Genomic DNA, 17,919 nt, shown 5'->3' with positions numbered 1-17,919 from the left:
GCATTACCGTAAAAATTCCGCGCATATTGCCTTTCCCTTGTATTACCCTTGATAGCGCATTGACAGAGGTCGGGATAATTATTCTGGCGGGCGCGTCTGGTGGCCGGCATAACACTTAACGGGCAACAGGAGTAAAACAGTGGTTCCGGTATCCATAAAGCTTTATACGTCAGCCATCACGGTAATAACATCGCTGTTACTTTCAGGCTGTAATCTGGAACCGGCATACCACAGACCAGAGACGACTTTGCCCGCTTCCTGGTCATATAAAGACAGCCCCGCAGAGGGTGTTAATACACAGGCTTTGAGCGGGCCATTTTTCAGTGACAGTAAGCTTCAGCAACTGATCAAACTGACTATTGAAAACAACAAAGACCTCGAACTCGCCGCGCTTAACCTGAAAAAATCAGGGGTGCAGCATGGCGTCGACAATTTGTCCTGGCTGCCAGGTATCAACCTGACGGCAGAAAAAAGTGCCGCACACGAACCTGCCGGGATTTTTGAGAGCGTGATTACCAGCCCGGTAACCTACCATCAGTACGATGTAAAACTGGTTTCGGCATCCTGGGAGGTAGACTTCTGGGGCCGTTTACGCAGTCTCAGAGAAGCGTCGCTGAATGACTACCTCTCAGCCGCGGCGGGATCAAGATCCCTAAAAATAAGCCTTATTGAGCAGGTAGTTAGCGCCTATCTAAAATATATCAACGATCGGGAAGACATGGCTATAGCCTGTCAGAAGCTGAAAAATACCCTGCAACTTCGCCACATGCAACAACAGGCATTTTCTGCTGGTGGTCTGACTAAAAATACCTTGATGGATGCCGACAACGCAGTGAACGACGCGCAGTCAGCGTTGCTTCAGACAAAGTTACAGGCGCAACAGGATATTAACCTACTCCAGCTACTTGTCGGTGCTCCTCTTCCCGACTCGCTGTTCAATGTATCTCTTGATCATAACTGGACATTTCCGCTACTGAAAGCCGGAACCCCGTCTGCGGTTCTGCTAAAACGCCCCGATATTATTGCCGCTGAGTACCAGTTAAAAGCGGCAAATGCCCGTATAGGGGCGGCAAGGGCAGCCTTTTTCCCGTCAATTTCTCTCACCGCTGAAGGGGGATCCTCTACGGCCGCCATGAGCCAGTTGTTGTCAGGGGGCACCGCTTACTGGAACTTCGTTCCAACGATCACGCTTCCTGTTTTCGACGGGGGTAAAAACCAGGGCAACCTCAGCCTGGCGGAACTGAATAATAAGATTGAAATCGTCAATTATCAGAAGGCCATAAAACAGGCGTTCAGAGAGGTGTCGGACGCGCTGGCCGGGCAGTCCTCACTGAACAGACTATTCATTCAAACAGCGAAGCTTTACGACACGGGCAAAGAGCAATATCGCATGACGGAGAAAACGCGGGATGCCGGTCAGATAAGCAATGAAGATTTATTGATAAAAAATAATGACCTGCTGACTTTACGTAAACAGATGTTTGATGTGCGGTTCAAATATCTGATTCAGAGCGTAAAACTCTTTTCCGTAATCGGCGGGGACAATGCTATTTAAACACTATTTATAACCCAGGTAATTAAGATGAGTTTGAAGCATTCACTGTTAGGGTGGGAACCCTGTAGCTACGATATTTATGCTGAAACCTACCAGAAATTCGGAGGCAGTATAAACATGCACCCTGATATCATCGCTTTTTTTATGAAAAAAGGCCTGAGAAACATTTCTTTCTGGCATTACCCTCATCACGGTGAGACAAGCGCAGCTTATTTTGTTATCGATAACAATCAGATAGGGTTGAATGTATGGCGGGAATACCCTGTATCATTTGATGAAGTATTATTCCCTGCATCGTCAGAAAATAAACTCTGGCTTCCGGACAGGACAAACCGTTTATCATCACGTCATCGCGAAGGCATTCATAATGCAACCTACTTCCACCGAACGAAGGGGAAAATATGCCGCATTAAAGACTCGTTCTCAGATAAAACGATAAAGAAGCGCAATGGAGAATTAAGGAAGTTTATGGCCCAGGGGGGAAGCTGTTACCGCCTGTCAGATTTATCGCCAAAAGAAATAGCCAGCTTGTACGTCAGGCTCTTTAAATTACGGTTTGCAGACTCTGTGCGCTGTTATGATGAAGCAAAGATAGCGGAACTCTTAACCGTAGTGCCTCATTTAATTTTTGGGAACGTCTTGTTCTATGCTGATACGCCTTGTGCTATTGATCTGGTGTTCAGTGCAAACAGTAACAGCATGGTCTATTTTGACGTGCCTAATGGCGGGGTTGACCCCAGATATTCCGCCTTCAGCCCTGGCAGCATGCTTATGTGGACTAATATTTCAGATGCACGAGCATTATGTTTTAATGAAAACAAAGAAATGATCTTCTCTATCGGATTGTATGAAAAGGAATGGGAATATAAATTAAGATGGGCCAGCGCGATAAAGACCGGGAAAGTCATCAGCCTTTAAATTACAGCCTTTTACTTTTAGTGTATCTATGGTCACGCCGGGTAGAAATCGGGTGATAAAAAATCACGACAATGAACTGAATGATGAAGCAAAACGCTGCGCCTGCGATAATGCAGGCGTGTTTAACAATAACTTTATTAAAAAAAAGACTTGCACACTCAAAAATCAAATACATAGCAAACTCCCGTTTACCCTGTATTTAATCAGAGAATTCTCAAGATTCAGCAGGTGTTTTATGAAGGGACCATCAACATCCCCAAATATTAATGCTTGTTCAACGACACTTTGAAAGCAAGCCCACCATTTTTATTTTTTTTAACAGTCAGACTTCCACCCTGTGCCTTACATATCGCCCGTGCGATAGAAAGCCCCAGACCTGACCCACCTGAGTGCCTGGAACGGGAAACCTCTTCCCGAACAAACGGAGTGAAAATATCCTCAAGCAGCTCATCCGGCACGGCCGGCCCCTTATCACTGAAAACAACTGAAACGCTGTCGTGAGAAGATTCATAACTGATATTAAGTACCCTACCCTCAGCGGCATAATGGAGTGCATTATCCATCAGTATCAGAAAAACTTGCCCTATACGATAGGGGTCAGCCATACCATTAATTATCAGATTCTGGGTGTGTGTGATAGTTATGCCGACTTTATCTGCAGAAGGCGCAACCCAGGCGACTTTTTCCCTGACAATTTCATTCAAACTGACGGGAACAATATTCAGATTTAACTGGCCGGCATCAGCAAGTTTTAGAAAATGCAGGTCTTCAACCAGCCGGTTTAACTCATTAAGTTGCTGCATGACCATTTTCAGCTGTGTTTCGTTAGGTTCAAACACCCCGTCTATTATTCCCTGAAGTCTTCCCATCGCGGCGGTCAGGGGAGAGCGAAGTTCATGAGCCATAGCGACATGTGATTTTTTGAGCTCGTTATCATAACGTTCGAGCTGCATCGACATCCCGTTAAAATTTTCGCTAAGGCTGCGTAGCTCCAGAGGAAGCTGCTCGGGTATGCTGACTTTCGCACCGAACCTCCCCTGAGAGACATATTTAGCGGCATTAGCCAACGCGCTTATCTGTTCTGACAAAGGGCGCGCTGTTCGCAGAGTCAGCATAAAAATAGCAGGTGTAACAATGAGCACAAGCACTGCCAGAATCAGCCAGTCCGTTATGCGCATTACCGGTTTCCAGTAATCAACGCCGTACCACCGATCGATGATCGCATGAAAGAGGCTGATATTCTGCTCTGGGTTTTTAACCAACTTTGCCAGCTCGGTTCTGACCGCATCAGGCATGAGATACTCATGCCATAGATTATCAATATAAAAACGCAGCCACATACAGAAAGCGATAAGAATGATACTGCCGATGGCTAGCGAAATTACCTTGCGGCAGATCCAGTTCCACAAGGAACCGTTTTCATTTTTTAGCGTAAACCCTTTTTTATTCATGAGTTAGCAAACCTGTAACCAATTCCCCTGACATTAATCAGCAAAGTAGTCAGGCCGACGGCTTCAAGTTTTTTACGTAAATTATAAATATGGGTATCAACTACCCGTTCAAGAGCATCACTGTCCGGAAGGCAGGCCTCCAGTAATGCCTGACGCGTAAAGGCTTTAGAGGGCGATTTCAGGAATGTCATCAACAGTGAGAGTTCTGTCGGCGTCAGATCCAACGGCAAAGGAGATTCGCCCTCGTTTTGCACGGTCACTATCATGGAATCTATATCGGCTTTTATATTTCTGAACTGAAGAATATTCCCGCTATGCTGTCCCGAGTAACGCCGCAGAACGGCATGAACGCGAGCAATAACTTCTCCCGGATTGTAGGGTTTAACGACATAGTCATCGGCACCATAACGAAGCGCACTAATTTTGTCTGCTCCCTCACCGATCGCCGTAATCATGACCACCGGAATGTCGCTGCGCCTTCTCACCGCCATCAGCACGTCGGTCCCACTCATGGACGGCAACATCACATCGAGAAGAATGATATCGGGCTTCCAGCTGAAGACCAGGTCCAGCCCACGCTTCCCGTCACTGGCAATCGAGGTTTGGAATTGTTCTCGTTTAAGATAAGCCTCAAGTACATTCGCGGCATCCAGATCGTCTTCAATAATTAAGACACGTTTCACATAGCCACCTTGATTAAACCTTGATTAACTCTTGCAGAGTTCTTGATTATTTTTGCGCATACTTCCGAACCTGTTAAGAAGCATAATTCATTCCGGGATCTTTATGAAGAAATTAAATACCACCCTACCGACAATATTGTTACTTTCGTTTGCAACTCACGCCGAACCTGACATAAAGAAATCTGATATTACCGTGGGTGTTGGAACTAAGTATGCTCCGAAATACATGGGATCGGATAAGTACAATTCTACGATTGCACCCTATTTTGACTGGACAAAAGGTATCTGGTTCGCGAATTCCGCTAAAGGTGTTGGGCTAACGTATTCCTTTAATAATGGCTTATATCTTGGGCAGGCTCTGGGGTATGCGTGGGGACGAAAGGATGATGATAGTGCATGGTTTGAGTCGGGTTCCAGCCATCTCAAAGGCATGGGTAAAATAAAAACGACAGCCAGCTCAACAACAACTTTGGGGTGGTGGATGACCCCCTGGATTGGATTTGAAGGAAATGTTATCGCCCCGCTGACGGATTCTCAGGGGGTTTTGTACAACATCGGACTCAATGTTATTCTGTTTCATAGTGACAGCGATACGCTCCTGGTCAGTAATATTCGCAACTATGGAGATGCACGCTATAACAATACCTGGTTCGGTGTGACCGATAAGCAAAGTGCAGATACAGGATTTAAACAGTTTACGCCGGACGGAGGATCAAGCAGTGTTGATTACGCTATAAACTGGCAACACACATTCGATCAAAACTGGTCTGCCTATGCGGACCTGCACTATACCACCCTGGCAAACCACGTAAGATATAGTCCTGTTGTTGAAAAAGATGATTACCTGACCTTTGACGTTGGTGCATTTTATACCTTTTGACATGCATAGTTATAATAACATATTAAAAATATTGTTTGTAAAGGGCAGGACTTTACTGTCTCACTTAATAAGTTCTCACATGCAAAAATTGAGCACACCTGGACATTAATTTTCTGGCATTGACAAAACCTCTATATAATTTTGACCGTTCTTTGACACTTCTTCTGTATTGTCATTTTTTATGCTAACAGGTGAAGATAATGTTAAAGCAACAATATAAAATATTCGAATACAAACTACGGGCATTAAGGACTTTATTTATTTCCGACGAACAATATCGCCTTAAGAAATTCCGAAAAATACTTAAGAAGGAGTTAGATTTATCGCTACCTTTAACACTCAATGAAAAAATAAACTACCGGATGGTTTTTAATCGTGATGACTTTTTAACAGTTATTGCGGATAAAATTGCCGTAAGGACTTATGTGGAAATGCGAGTAGGTGACAAACACCTGGTTCCACTGATTGCTGTCCTGGATAAGTTGAATCTCAGCGATCTGGACAATCTTCCAGATTCGTTTGTCATCAAGTGCAACCATGATAGCGGCAGCGCCATCATTTGCAAAAATAAGCGTGAGCTCAATAAAAGTGACCTTATCCGTCATTTCAATCGACGGTTGCGTATGAATCCTTATTATACAAACCGCGAATGGCAGTATAAAAACATCCAACCAAAAATCATGGTTGAACGAATGCTCAATGTTTTCGAAGGAAAAAAACAGGATATTACTCCTGAGATGTTCAGAGTACATTGTTTTCACAGTAAGCCTATGTTTATTGAGGCCGATTTTACCTGGGTAAGCGGTGAACAGTTTGTTAATGTTTATAACCCTGGCTGGATGCTGCAACCTTTTACACTCGGCTATGGCAACACGCCCTTTGCCATTGAGAAACCCCACGCCCTGGACGATATTCTTGACATCGCAGCGAGACTGGCGACTGACTTTGATTATTGTAGGATCGATTTGATGGTTGAAAAAGAGGAAGTTTACTTTAGTGAAATCACCCTCACGCCTGAAAGCGGCCAGCTGAAATTCTCGCCTGCGGAATGGGATTTACGTCTTGGCCGGTTATGGAAAATGCCTTCTCCCAGCAATAATTAATTTTTGGAAAATAAGGTTTAAAATGTACACTTTCGGCAGACCAAAGGCTAACCCGGTCTGCTATGAGTGCAGATCCGCATTTATATTTAATTTTCGATAATTTTAATTGAGTTATACTTTTCATAATAAAAACTGTAAGCGTTAAAACTTATCGGAAACGGTAGAAAACTATCGAGTCAGCCTGTTCACTCTGTAAATTTAGAATAAAATGGGAATTATCGCTAACTTTTTATAAGAGCCTTCATTACCCACTTCAGATACCCTTTTTACCACGTATCCTGTGCTTATCAGCCAGCTTGCCGCTATTGGGGTAAATACCTCATCTTATTCCAGGGGACCAGAACTTCATACATTAATAAAAGAGGTTAATGGCTTTTCAGGCGCATTTTTCTCATTACGGCGGACAGACGTTGGGTGCGGCAATAAATCGTAAACAGCACAAATCCCCGGCTATTAAACAGTATTCGGCAACCGAGTAGTGCAAAGGCGGCAATCGCCAGCGGCCATCCTCTCCCGGTTCCGGCCAGCAACTGATGGAGCCCCTGCAATACCGTCAGCGCTAACAGCAGCAGAAACAGAGATAAGAATCCAGTCAGTCCCATCGTAAAACCGCGAGCCAGAAGCGCGCTTGTGGTTAATAGCGCGGCGATCATTATCAGTGACGGTACAAAAAAGCTCAATGCATGTAGCGGCGGTGATAAACCGGGTAAAGCGTGAAGGAAGTGAAGCAGGTTAAAAGCAAAAGCTATCAGAAATAGCGGGAGCAATGTCGCTACCGACAGCGCATTCAGCTGGGGAAACTTACCGGGCTGCTGGGAAAAATAACGCTCTAGTGCGGGTGTAAAGTGAGTTAGCAGGTGCGTGTCATGGCTTTTAATAGCGCTTTCGGTTTTCCGACCATGCTGTAAGAGTTCACAAAAAATGCTACCGGTTAACAGAGGCAGAAATCGCATCAGAACACCGCCAATAACTGTATGGTGCCGACGACGTATTGACCATTTCCTGGCGCAGCAATCATATCACTACCCGCGCTTCCAGTCAGTGTCGCGGCGCTGGTGACGACTTGCCCCCTTTGCCGGGTTATCTCTACTTGTCTCGGCGCGACAGGGGAGCATTTAGGGTAAAGTCCGGCGCAAATTACGCCCTTAATGTCTTTATTACTCATACCCGGGTTTATTATATGCTTTACGATACCGCTTTGTCTGTTTGGATGTCGTTGGCCGGGTCTTACCAGATAACGCTGGGAGCCTTCAGAACAGATAATACCTGCTTGATAAAAGTTGCGGTTGCAGTCCATGTCAGTGCTGAGCGCTTTGACAGCAAAGTCTGCTGCGCCATGCCCTGCCATCCTTGCAACGGCATAGCCTGGCAACTTTTTTTCAGGATTGAACCCAGATAAAGCCATGTGGTATCCCTTATGATGCTAAAGCCATCAATAATGGTTGAACAGCGAAGCCACTTATTACGTGCGCCCGTAGATACGCTATTGTAACGATATTCGCTTCCAGGTGGCATCAAATGAACCATGCTTTACGTTCTCCCTTTCAGGCTGGGGGAGCATGCTGTTTAGCCATCCGAAGGTGATTTCCTCGGGCTATCGCATAGTTATTATACGGGGTTTTGGTGGACTTCAGTAAAACTGAGGTGAAGAATGAATGGTGATAAGAGGAACAAACACCATAACATAAGTAGATGATAAATAAACTCAAAAAAATAAAGGCTATTTATACACAAAGCTATACACATTGATGGGAGCGTACATCGCCTGAACACTTCTTACGCCCCCTCTTATTATCTGCCATTCACGAGCCAAAAACTCTACTCACGGTCCACATGGCCCGTTAATCAAGGAAGGTAAAGTCTGGTGCGTAAATGGCTTTTTAACTTTTCCAGAAAAGAGCGTACGGTTTCTCCCCAGGGTTCAGGATAGAACTCACCCTGACTGATGGTTTTAAACGCCTCTGTAAGTGATTCATCATTTAACGACAGTAAATTTTCCGCCTCCTGACAGGCTTTCATTACTATTTTTGGGTTCTCAGTCTCTAAGTAACTGTCCAGCACTTCTTCTAACGTTTCGCCAAACAAATCGTAGTCCTGGCCAAAAAACACCCGAATAAGCGTTCCAATATTTTTATAACTCTTGTTCATTGATAGCCTCAAAAGCAAGGATATGAAGTCAGAAGATAATAGGGTTTGCCGTTAAACACTTTGCAGTGCAAAACTATCCTGACGGCATGAGCTTGAAGGCGGTCAGCTTAATGTCCGTTGATGGTGTATTGCTACCATACATCGCATCCGGGCTGGCTGATAGTAACGTGGGTTTAAAGGAGAGCAAAATAATTTAGAAGCAGGCTTGGGGCGGGATGCATCCGCACTATCGCTAACGATCTGGCGTAATAAGCAGGCAAAACGCCATGTTTCAGGTTAGACAAGGCCAGTTGGTTAGTCCGGGCGGAAGTGCCAATATTATTTCTGGAGCAAGGGAGTAGCAGGGAATTAATTAAGAGGGTTCGCCGGTAGGCGTATCTGGCTCCGAACCATTTAACGGAGCACGCGAAACAAATTGACGCTATTTTTGGCGCCTGTGTCCCAAATCTGTCCCACATGGAAAACAGGGATGGCACTAATGATGTGTAAGGGATTGATTTTACTGGTGCCGATAATAGGAGTCGAACCTACGACCTTCGCATTACGAATGCGCTGCTCTACCAACTGAGCTATATCGGCTTTCAGAGAGGATACTGCGGGCACTACGTTAAAAAAAACCTGTCGCGGAGTCAAGCACCTGCAGACTAAATGATGACTTTATAATCAAAGGTTAACGATAGCATCATTTTTCCCTGCAGGCTGTTTTCCCTGCCCTTTTATTATTTGGGCAGCCTCACCTGTTTCACACCTGCTCCCGGCTTATTCACCCGGAGCCAATCTATCTTTACCCTCTACTTTCGCCCTTCCAGCAGCATCCGCACCGCCAGCCCGGTCAGCACCGTGCCCATCAGCCAGCGCTGAAGCTTTTGCCACGTGGGGCGCTGCGCCAGAAAGCCAGCGATGGCCCCTGCCGTAAAAATAATCAGGCCGTTGACCAGCAGGCTGAGGGTAATTTGGGTAAAACCCAACTGCAAGGACTGAGCTAATACGTTTCCCTGTTCTGGCCTGATAAACTGCGGCAGAAGCGTCAGGTAAATAACAGCGGCTTTAGGATTTAACAGGTTGGTCAGCAGGCCCATCATAAATAGCTTGCGGGGACTGTCAGGCGGTAAATCGCGTAACGTAAAGGGAGACTTACCGCCAAAAACAGCCTGCCAGGCCATATAAAGCAGATAACAGGCGCCCGCGATGCGCAGCGTCTCATACGCCAGCGGTACCGCCATAATCAGCACGGTAATCCCCAGCGCGGCGCAGACCATATAAAAAATAAACCCCAGCGCCACGCCGCACAAAGACACCAGGCCCGCGCGGCGACCCTGACACAGGGAGCGGGAAAGCAAATAAATCATATTCGGGCCTGGAGTCAGGACCAGCCCCAAAGCGATCGCCGCAAAGGGAAGCAATTGGGAAAAGGTTACCATCAGCACATTCCTTCTGGGTAGGGAAAGCTCACTGTTCGCACGCTTCTTCTGGGTGAGAAAAGATCACCATCCGCACGCTTCTTCTGGGTGAGAAAAGATTACCATCCGCACGCTTCTTCCGGGTGGGGAAAGCTCACTGTTCTCACGTTTCTTCTGGGTGAAAAAGATCACCATCAGCACGTTCCTTCCGGGTGGGGAAAGCTCACCCTCTGCACGTTCGTTCCGGGTGAGAAAACGTCGCTATCAGCATGTTCTTTCTGGTTCAGTCCTGTCCTGAGTGTAAGCCACTTCCCTGTGGCTTGTCCCCTCAACTGCGCACGGTATCGTTGCCGAAAATAACCCATTTATAGGTGGTCAGCGCTTCCAGCCCCATCGGGCCACGCGCGTGCAGCTTCTGGGTGCTGACCGCCACTTCCGCGCCCAAACCAAACTGCCCGCCATCGGTAAAGCGCGTGCTGGCGTTAACATATACCGCAGAAGAATCCACTTCGTTAACAAAGCGCTCTGCGTTCACGATACTACGCGTCAGGATCGCATCGGAGTGCTGCGTGCCATATTCACGGATATGCGCGATAGCATCGTCAAGACCGTCCACCAGCCTGACGTTAAGATCCAGCGCCAGCCATTCGTCACGATACTGCTCTTCTGTTACCGGGCTGACTTCCGCCGGGCCTTGCTGCAGTAGCGGCAGCGAATGCGGATCGGCGTGTAGGCTGATACCTTCTTGCTGCATACGCGCGCTCAACGCAGGCAGGAACGCCTCGCCAATTGCCGAGTGCACCAGCAACGTTTCAACGGAGTTACAGGCGCTGGGGCGCTGTTTTTTGGCATTTACAATCACGTTTAACGCTGCCGACACGTCCGTATCCCGATCGACAAAAATATGGCAAACGCCGATACCGCCGGTAATCACCGGAATGGTTGACTGCTCGCGGCACAGCTTATGCAGGCCAGCACCGCCGCGCGGGATCAGCATATCAACGTAGCGATCCAGCTTTAGTAGCTGATTGACCAGCTCGCGATCCGGGCTTTCAATCGCCTGTACGGCGCCAGCTGGCAGACCGTGCTGCTTCAGCGCATCCTGAATAACGCGAACGGTGGCGCCATTGGTACGATACGTCTCTTTGCCGCCACGCAAAATAGCGGCATTGCCGGTTTTAAGGCACAGCGAGGCGACATCCACCGTGACGTTTGGCCGCGCTTCATAAATCACGCCCACCACGCCCAGCGGCACTCGCCGACGCTCAATGCGTAGGCCGCTGTCCAACACGCCGCCATCCATTACCACGCCGACCGGATCGGCCAGATGGCAAACCTGACGCACGTCGTTCGCCATGCCCTGTAGCCTGGCGGGATTCAGCATCAGGCGGTCCAACAGCGCCTCGCTCAGGCCGTTTTTACGGGCGTCCGCCAGGTCCAGTTCGTTGGCAGCAAGGATATCCGCGCTCTGCGCTTCCAGACGATCCGCAATGGTCATCAGGACCTGGTTTTTTTGCGCGGTAGAGAGTACCGCCAGCTGGTATGAAGCGGCTTTCGCGGCTTTACCCATTTCTTCAAGCATCTGCTGCTCCTTAACTGACGATCATATCGTCCCGGTGAACCGCGACCGGGCCATACTCATAGCCTAAAATTTCGCTAATCTGCTGGGAATGGTGCCCGGCTATCATTCGCATTGCATCGCTATTGTAGCGACAAACGCCATGTGCCACGTCGCGCCCTTCCAGGCTACGAATGCGGATCACTTCGCCGCGCGAGAAGTTGCCGCTGATTTCACGAATGCCTTTTGGCAGTAGCGAGCTGCCGCGTTCCAGCATCGCGGCCAGCGCGCCATCGTCCACGGTGATTTCACCCGCAGGCGGCGCGCCGAAAATCCAGCGCTTACGGTTTTCCAGCGGCGTTTGCAGCGCGTGAAAGCGGGTGCCGACCGGCTTGCCGTCAATGACATCGCCAATCACGCCCGCGCGGCTACCGGCAGCAATAATGGTATCAATGCCGGCGCGACAGGCCACGTCGGCGGCCTGCAGCTTGGTTGCCATGCCGCCGGTTCCCAGACCAGAGACGCTGCCACCTGCCAGTTCGCGTAGCGCATCGTCAATGCCGTGCACGTCACGGATCAGCTCCGCCTGAGGATTATTGCGCGGATCGGCGGTAAACAGACCGGCCTGATCGGTCAGCAACAGCAGCTTGTCAGCGCCGGCCAGCATGGCGGCGAGCGCGGACAGGTTGTCGTTGTCGCCGACTTTGATCTCCGCCGTGGCTACCGCATCGTTTTCGTTGATAACCGGCACGATATGGTTATCCAGCAAGGCACGCAGCGTGTCGCGCGCGTTCAGAAAGCGCTCGCGATCTTCCAGATCGGCACGCGTCAGCAGCATCTGGCCGATATGGATACCATAGATGGAAAAGAGCTGCTCCCACAGCTGGATCAACCGGCTCTGCCCCACCGCAGCCAGCAGCTGCTTTGAGGCGATGGTCGGCGGCAGCTCCGGGTAGCCGAGGTGCTCACGTCCGGCGGCCATGGCGCCTGAGGTAACGATCACAATCCGATGGCCTGCCGCGTGCTGCTGCGCGCACTGGCGCACCAGTTCGACAATATGTGCCCGGTTCAGCCGACGCGATCCGCCGGTTAATACGCTGGTCCCCAGTTTGACCACCAGGGTCTGGCTGCTGCTCATTTTTTCCTGCCATAGCTTTAAAAAGGTGAAGAAGACGTTTTATCAGGTGTAGTGCAGGAAGCCAACAGCCGTCACCCGAAAAGGCAGAAAAACAACGGCTAAAGCGTTAGTTCAGAAACGGGGAATTAACAAGAAGTGAGAATAAACGTAATAAAAGTTTCATCTCCTCACGGTAAAACGTTCGTGCCCCGACCAACGTCATCGGGCCATTTTAAAAATTTTACTCATTTGGGAACAACAATAATGAAGAAAAGCGCACTGGCAATCCTGACCGCCGCTCTGGCTATGACCACAGCAGCCCAGGCCGCAGAAATTTATAATAAAGACGGTAATAAACTCGATTTCTACGGCAAAGTAAAAGCCATGCATTATATGAGCGACGCCGACAACAATGACGGCGACAAATCTTATGTGCGTATTGGCTTTAAAGGCCAGACACAAATTAACGATCTGATGACCGGCTACGGCCAGTGGGAATACCATGTGCCGCTAAATAATGCCGAAAGCGACGGCACCACCGGCACCAAGACGCGTTTAGGATTTGCCGGTCTGAAATTCGGCGACTACGGCTCCATCGACTATGGCCGTAACTATGGGCTGATTTACGACGTGGAAGCCTATACGGATATGATGCCGGAATTTGGTGCCACCGCGTACACCAAAGCCGATAACTATATGCTGACCCGTACTAACGGCGTGGCAACCTACCGCAACACTAACTTTTTTGGCCTGGTCGACGGATTAAAATTTGCGTTGCAGTATCAGGGCAAAAACGAAAGCAGCACCCGCTCCAACGCCACCTCTAACGGCGACGGCATGGCGGCATCGGTAGCCTATACGCTGATGCAGGGCCTGACTATCAACGGTGCCATCTCCTCTTCCGACCGCACCAACGGTCAGCAGGCCAGCGCTTATGGCCGTGGCGACAAGGCAGATGCCTGGGCGACCGGCCTGAAATATGACAACAACAGCGTCTACCTGGCAGCGACCTACGCCGAAACGCGCAATATGTCGCCTATCAGCGGCACGGCACGCATCAATAACGCTAACGTTGCCGTCAGCGGCTACGCTAACTATCTGCAAAACATTGAGCTGGTGGCGCAGTATCAGTTCGATAACGGCTTCCGTCCTTCTCTGGCCTATGTCCAGACCAAAGCGAAAGAGATTGAAAACGGCGTGGGCGATGCGGATATTTATAAATTTGCGGACGTGGGCGCGACTTACTACTTCAATAAAAATATGTCTGCGTTTGTTGATTATAAAATCAACCTGCTGGATGACGATAATAAGCTGGCGCAGAATACCGACGATATTGTGGCGGTAGGCGTTACTTACCAGTTCTGATTTAAATGTGAGCCGCACGGATGCGGTGGCTGTGCCCCTCGTTATGTGTCTGTAAGTAAAGGCTGGCTATTGCCAGCCTTTTTTTATGCAGGCCGGAAAAGGCACAGGGCGATAAGCGTCGCCCTGCATCTTCTTTTTTATGCAGTCAGCTTTACCGGCTCGTCAGCAAAATCCGCAGCGGGTTTCAGGCCCAGCTCCAGCTCTTCCAGCAGGGCTTTCAGACGCACGTGGAAATTACGCAGCGTCTCTTCCAGGCGTTCGTTGTTTTCCTTTCCTTTAATTGCCGAAGGCTTCCAGTTGCCCTCTTTATCGAACAGGCCGAAGTGATACTCATAGGTAAAGTGATCTTCCTGTGCTTCCAGCTCCATCCACCAGCCCCAGAACTCACGCAGTTCCGGTGCAGGTTTCACATTGACGCAAACGGCCAGACAGTCGAAGAAGAAACGCTCATCCACACATTTGGCCTCGCGAATATAAGGTCCTAATGTGCCGAAACGCTTCATTAAGCGGCTTTTGGGATGCCCACTCGGTAACGCCATTGTTAAAACTCCTTTGTTGAGCCCGTTAGTTTTCGCCAGGTGTTAATATTTAGCCACTCAGCGTGTTAATCGTTTAGCTAACCAGTCAACAATATCACGTAATGCTTTATCAAAGTTGCTCAATGCAGGCGAAAGTGCGATGGGCATCAGCTTCCCGTCGAGCGAGGAAGTGGCAATCAGCTTCGATTCCTCCGCCGGGCTGAAGGGATCGTTTGGCCAGTATGCAGACAGCATCGGCGTCGGACAGCGGCGGCCCAGCAGCCCCTGCGTTTTCAGCGAGTAGCGGCTCAGCTCGACCCGCAGCGCCGAATCGGCAGCCGTCGCCATGCCCAGCCGGCTCGCCAGCACGTCCATGTACATTTCAGGAATACTGTCCTGGAGCGCACTGTCGCACAGCAAACTGTGCACCACCGGCCCCAAACAGGCCACGGCGCGCAGTCGCGGCGCCTCCAGCCACGCCAGCCGCACGGCAATATTGCCGCCAAAGCGATAACCGAAAGCGGCCACGCGGGTGTGGTCGACCCACGGGACATTTTCCAGCTGCTTTAACACCTGCTGATGCAAAAAACTGGAATCCTGGGTCAGCTTCCATTTTGAAGAGAAACCAACCGAAGGCATATCAATGGTCAGCATCGCAATACCGCGTGGCGCAAGATAGTCATGGAAAAAGCGATAGTGATCGGTTTGCAGCGAGTCCAGGCTGCTGCACATCAGCACGGTAGGATAAGGCGCGCGGACTTTTTCCGGCATATGCAGAAAGCCATAAATGGCGCTGCCGCCGGGAATGGCGAACTCCAGCTCTTTCAGTTCGCCCGGCAGACGTGAGGTGGCCTCCTCATAGGCACGGTTCGCCAGCTGCTGGGCCTGGTCGGCCAGCTCGTCGCCTTTAAGATGCGGGTAGCCCGCCACCCCGTACAGGTTGGCGGCGTGCAGCCAGCACTGACCCGCTTCGGCATCGGTGGTCGCCGAGGCGGCTTTCTCCTGCCAGCGCGCGGCCTGCTGTGACCATTCGTAAATCCAGTTGCCGCCGCGATAGCCAATCACCGTATCCAGCAGCTGCTCATCGGTATGGTCGGCACGGCTGCTGGCGATCCTGGCCAGCACTTCACCAATCTCCAGCGGCGATAATCCCCGCCACGTCCAGAGCAGACGGTTAATCATCCGATACCAACCGGCATGGCTTTCCCCTTCCAGCGCGGAATGCAGCGGCAGCGGCTTGTGATGGTGCAAGCGACGGATCAGGGAGGAGGTTTCAGGATGCTTAAAGCGGGGTTTAAAGAGTTCTTCGCTGAGATTTTTAGGCGACATAGTACGATCCTTCGACACACGGAGAATCGTCTTATTCTATAGCAGCCAGGCGGTCGACGCGAACCGTAAAACGCGCAACGCCCGGCGGAACCGGGCGTCTTGATTGAGCTAAATCAACCTTTTACGATTGGCGGGATATACACCACGCCCATATCCCACGGCTGTTCAATCCAGGTATTCTGTGGAATATCCACAACATAGTCGTCCACCAGCGGGCGACCTGCCGGTTTGGCGAAAATAGTCACAAAACGCGCTTTTGGATACATATCGCGGATGGCCTGAGCAGTACCGCCCGTATCGACCAGATCGTCAATCACGATAAAGCCTTCGCCATCGCCTTCCGCGCGCTTCAGCACGTGCATTTCACGCTGGTTGTCGTGGTCATAGCTGGAGATGCACACGGTATCGACATAGCGAATGCAGAGTTCGCGAGCCAGTAACGAAGCGGGAACCAGACCGCCGCGGCTGACCGCGATAATGCCTTTCCACTGCTCAACGGGAAGCAGGCGCTGGGCCAGTTTACGGGCATGGATCTGCAGCATGTCCCAGGTGACGACGTATTTTTCACTCATAAAAGGAGTCCCGGCCGGTAATAACGGCTTAAAAATGTACAATGGGATGGGTTGCGCGGAATTATAGAGATCTGAGCCGCTAAAAACCAGCACCGGATGGCCCGGATAGTGCTTTTTTGCCGAAGCGAACTAAGCAGGCCTCTGGAAACAATGATATTCTTTGGGTTTACTGCGTCAAATACTGACCAACCCTGTCACCCATGCTCACTATCCCGCGCGCCGCTGGCCGGGGATGTCGACACAGGAGATTTAACGTGTCCGAACTTTCTCAACTGTCACCACAGCCGCTGTGGGATATCTTCGCTAAAATCTGCTCGATTCCGCATCCTTCCTATCATGAGGAAGAGCTGGCCAATTATGTGCTGAGCTGGGCTACCGGGCAGGGCTTTGTCACCTTCCGCGACGAAGTGGGCAACATTCTGATCCGCAAGCCAGCCACCCCGGGTCTGGAACACCTCAAGCCGGTCGCGCTGCAGGCGCACTTAGATATGGTGCCGCAGAAAAACAACGATACCACGCACGATTTCACCAAAGATCCGATTCAGCCGTGGGTTGATGGTGAATGGGTTAAGGCTCGCGGTACCACGCTGGGTGCCGATAATGGTATTGGCATGGCATCCGCACTGGCCGTACTGGCGGACAAAACCGTCGAGCATGGCCCGCTGGAAGTGCTGCTGACAATGACCGAAGAAACGGGCATGGTCGGCGCCTTCGGCCTGCAACCGGGCTGGCTGCAGGCCGATATCCTGATCAACACCGACTCGGAAGAGGAAGGTGAAATCTATATGGGCTGCGCGGGCGGTATCGATTTTACCACCACGCTGCCGCTGAGCCGCGAAGCGGTACCGGCTGGCTATGAGCATATTCAGCTGATTCTGAAAGGCCTGAAAGGCGGCCACTCCGGCGCGGATATCCATCTGGGCTTAGGCAATGCAAATAAACTGCTGGCTCGCTTCCTGTTCGCACATGCCAAAACGCTGGATCTGCGCCTGGTGGATTTCACCGGCGGCACGCTGCGTAACGCTATCCCGCGAGAGGCGATGGCGACGCTGGCCGTTCCGGCCGACAAGCTTGATCAGCTTAAGGGCCTGGCGCTGCACTATCTGGAAACCCTGCGTAATGAGCTGGGCCTGAAAGAGAAAAACATCAATATCGTGGTGGAAAATATCGCCGCTCACCCACAGGCGCTGTCCACCATCAGCCGCGATGCCTTTATTGCGCTGCTGAACAGCACGCCAAACGGCGTTATCCGCAACTCTGACGTGATGAAAGGCGTGGTAGAAACCTCGCTGAACGTTGGCGTAGTGTCGATTCAAGATGAT

The 17,919-nt window shown here is 50.2% G+C and carries 17 protein-coding genes, 1 tRNA gene and 1 pseudogene; 7 read left to right on the top strand and 12 right to left on the bottom strand.

Going from position 1 to position 17,919, the window contains the following annotated elements:
• Positions 1 to 139 precede the first annotated feature (139 nt).
• Positions 140 to 1,555 carry an efflux transporter outer membrane subunit gene (locus RTK32_RS02485; RefSeq protein ID WP_312041943.1) on the top strand — a complete coding sequence of 472 codons (1,416 nt, stop codon included), beginning with the start codon at positions 140 to 142 and terminating at the stop codon, positions 1,553 to 1,555.
• 27 nt (positions 1,556 to 1,582) lie between these two features.
• Entirely contained in the window at positions 1,583 to 2,473 is an 891-nt protein-coding gene (locus RTK32_RS02480; protein ID WP_312041942.1) for a Mig-14 family protein, read from the top strand.
• A 263-nt stretch (positions 2,474 to 2,736) separates the two neighbouring features.
• On the opposite strand, the gene RTK32_RS02475 is transcribed toward RTK32_RS02480, so the two are convergent.
• Both RTK32_RS02475 and RTK32_RS02470 read right to left on the bottom strand, forming a co-directional pair.
• On the bottom strand, positions 2,737 to 3,924 hold the full coding sequence (locus RTK32_RS02475) for a HAMP domain-containing sensor histidine kinase (protein ID WP_312041941.1): 1,188 nt from the start codon (positions 3,922 to 3,924) through the stop codon (positions 2,737 to 2,739).
• The gene (locus RTK32_RS02470; protein WP_312041940.1) at positions 3,921 to 4,607 is read right to left on the bottom strand and encodes a response regulator; all 687 of its coding nucleotides are present in this window, start codon (positions 4,605 to 4,607) and stop codon (positions 3,921 to 3,923) included. Before RTK32_RS02470 ends, RTK32_RS02475 begins: the two co-directional genes overlap by 4 nt.
• A 103-nt stretch (positions 4,608 to 4,710) precedes the next feature.
• Between RTK32_RS02470 and RTK32_RS02465 the strand changes: the two genes are divergently transcribed.
• Together RTK32_RS02465 and RTK32_RS02460 are read left to right on the top strand one after the other, a co-directional pair.
• Complete coding sequence (locus tag RTK32_RS02465; protein WP_312041939.1) at positions 4,711 to 5,487, top strand: MipA/OmpV family protein; 777 nt, start codon at positions 4,711 to 4,713, stop codon at positions 5,485 to 5,487.
• A gap of 200 nt (positions 5,488 to 5,687) precedes the next feature.
• Positions 5,688 to 6,590, top strand: a complete 903-nt coding sequence (locus RTK32_RS02460; RefSeq protein ID WP_312041938.1) for an ATP-grasp fold amidoligase family protein — start codon at positions 5,688 to 5,690, stop codon at positions 6,588 to 6,590.
• A gap of 365 nt (positions 6,591 to 6,955) precedes the next feature.
• On the opposite strand, the gene RTK32_RS02455 is transcribed toward RTK32_RS02460, so the two are convergent.
• The 3 genes from RTK32_RS02455 to RTK32_RS02445 form a co-directional block, all read right to left on the bottom strand.
• Positions 6,956 to 7,543: a hypothetical protein gene (locus RTK32_RS02455; RefSeq protein WP_312041937.1), complete on the bottom strand. Its 588-nt coding sequence runs from the start codon at positions 7,541 to 7,543 to the stop codon at positions 6,956 to 6,958.
• A complete protein-coding gene (locus RTK32_RS02450) occupies positions 7,543 to 7,995 on the bottom strand; it encodes a hypothetical protein (RefSeq protein WP_312041936.1) in 453 nt (150 codons plus the stop codon). Before RTK32_RS02450 ends, RTK32_RS02455 begins: the two co-directional genes overlap by 1 nt.
• A gap of 440 nt (positions 7,996 to 8,435) precedes the next feature.
• A complete protein-coding gene (locus RTK32_RS02445; RefSeq protein WP_312041935.1) occupies positions 8,436 to 8,738 on the bottom strand; it encodes a contact-dependent growth inhibition system immunity protein in 303 nt (100 codons plus the stop codon).
• Between the two features lie 285 nt (positions 8,739 to 9,023).
• Between RTK32_RS02445 and RTK32_RS02440 the strand changes: the two are divergent.
• Positions 9,024 to 9,227 (top strand): annotated as a pseudogene (locus RTK32_RS02440) (integrase); the annotation flags it as partial.
• Between the two features lie 14 nt (positions 9,228 to 9,241).
• On the opposite strand, the gene RTK32_RS02435 reads toward RTK32_RS02440, so the two are convergent.
• The 4 genes from RTK32_RS02435 to proB all read right to left on the bottom strand — a co-directional run bounded on the left by RTK32_RS02435 (position 9,242) and on the right by proB (position 12,834).
• Positions 9,242 to 9,317, bottom strand: a tRNA-Thr gene (locus tag RTK32_RS02435).
• Between the two features lie 212 nt (positions 9,318 to 9,529).
• Positions 9,530 to 10,159 carry a LysE family translocator gene (locus RTK32_RS02430; RefSeq protein WP_312041934.1) on the bottom strand — a complete coding sequence of 210 codons (630 nt, stop codon included), beginning with the start codon at positions 10,157 to 10,159 and terminating at the stop codon, positions 9,530 to 9,532.
• A gap of 307 nt (positions 10,160 to 10,466) precedes the next feature.
• On the bottom strand, positions 10,467 to 11,720 hold the full coding sequence (gene proA / locus RTK32_RS02425) for a glutamate-5-semialdehyde dehydrogenase (RefSeq protein WP_312041933.1): 1,254 nt from the start codon (positions 11,718 to 11,720) through the stop codon (positions 10,467 to 10,469).
• Positions 11,721 to 11,730: 10 nt separating this feature from the next.
• Entirely contained in the window at positions 11,731 to 12,834 is a 1,104-nt protein-coding gene (gene proB / locus RTK32_RS02420) for a glutamate 5-kinase (RefSeq protein ID WP_312041932.1), read from the bottom strand.
• A 243-nt stretch (positions 12,835 to 13,077) separates the two neighbouring features.
• Between proB and RTK32_RS02415 the strand changes: the two genes are divergently transcribed.
• Entirely contained in the window at positions 13,078 to 14,178 is a 1,101-nt protein-coding gene (locus RTK32_RS02415; protein WP_312041931.1) for a porin, read from the top strand.
• Positions 14,179 to 14,315: 137 nt separating this feature from the next.
• Here the strand turns inward: RTK32_RS02415 and crl are convergent, their stop codons facing one another.
• From crl to gpt, 3 genes are all read right to left on the bottom strand, one after another.
• Positions 14,316 to 14,717 (bottom strand): sigma factor-binding protein Crl, encoded by a 402-nt coding sequence (gene crl, locus RTK32_RS02410; RefSeq protein WP_125289119.1) that lies wholly within the window; start codon positions 14,715 to 14,717, stop codon positions 14,316 to 14,318.
• Between the two features lie 57 nt (positions 14,718 to 14,774).
• Complete coding sequence (frsA, locus tag RTK32_RS02405) at positions 14,775 to 16,025, bottom strand: esterase FrsA (protein ID WP_312041930.1); 1,251 nt, start codon at positions 16,023 to 16,025, stop codon at positions 14,775 to 14,777.
• Positions 16,026 to 16,138: 113 nt separating this feature from the next.
• A complete protein-coding gene (gene gpt, locus RTK32_RS02400) occupies positions 16,139 to 16,597 on the bottom strand; it encodes a xanthine phosphoribosyltransferase (protein WP_125289117.1) in 459 nt (152 codons plus the stop codon).
• Between the two features lie 254 nt (positions 16,598 to 16,851).
• On the opposite strand from gpt, the gene pepD reads away from it, so the two are divergent.
• Positions 16,852 to 17,919, top strand: a 1,068-nt coding sequence (pepD, locus tag RTK32_RS02395; RefSeq protein WP_312041929.1) for a beta-Ala-His dipeptidase, incomplete at its 3' end; no start/stop codon positions are given.

The organism is Erwinia sp., from assembly GCF_031978025.1.
GTDB lineage: Bacteria > Pseudomonadota > Gammaproteobacteria > Enterobacterales > Enterobacteriaceae > Erwinia.
Note: the sequence above shows the minus strand (reverse complement) of the source record. Positions and strands in the feature narration are given on the sequence as shown.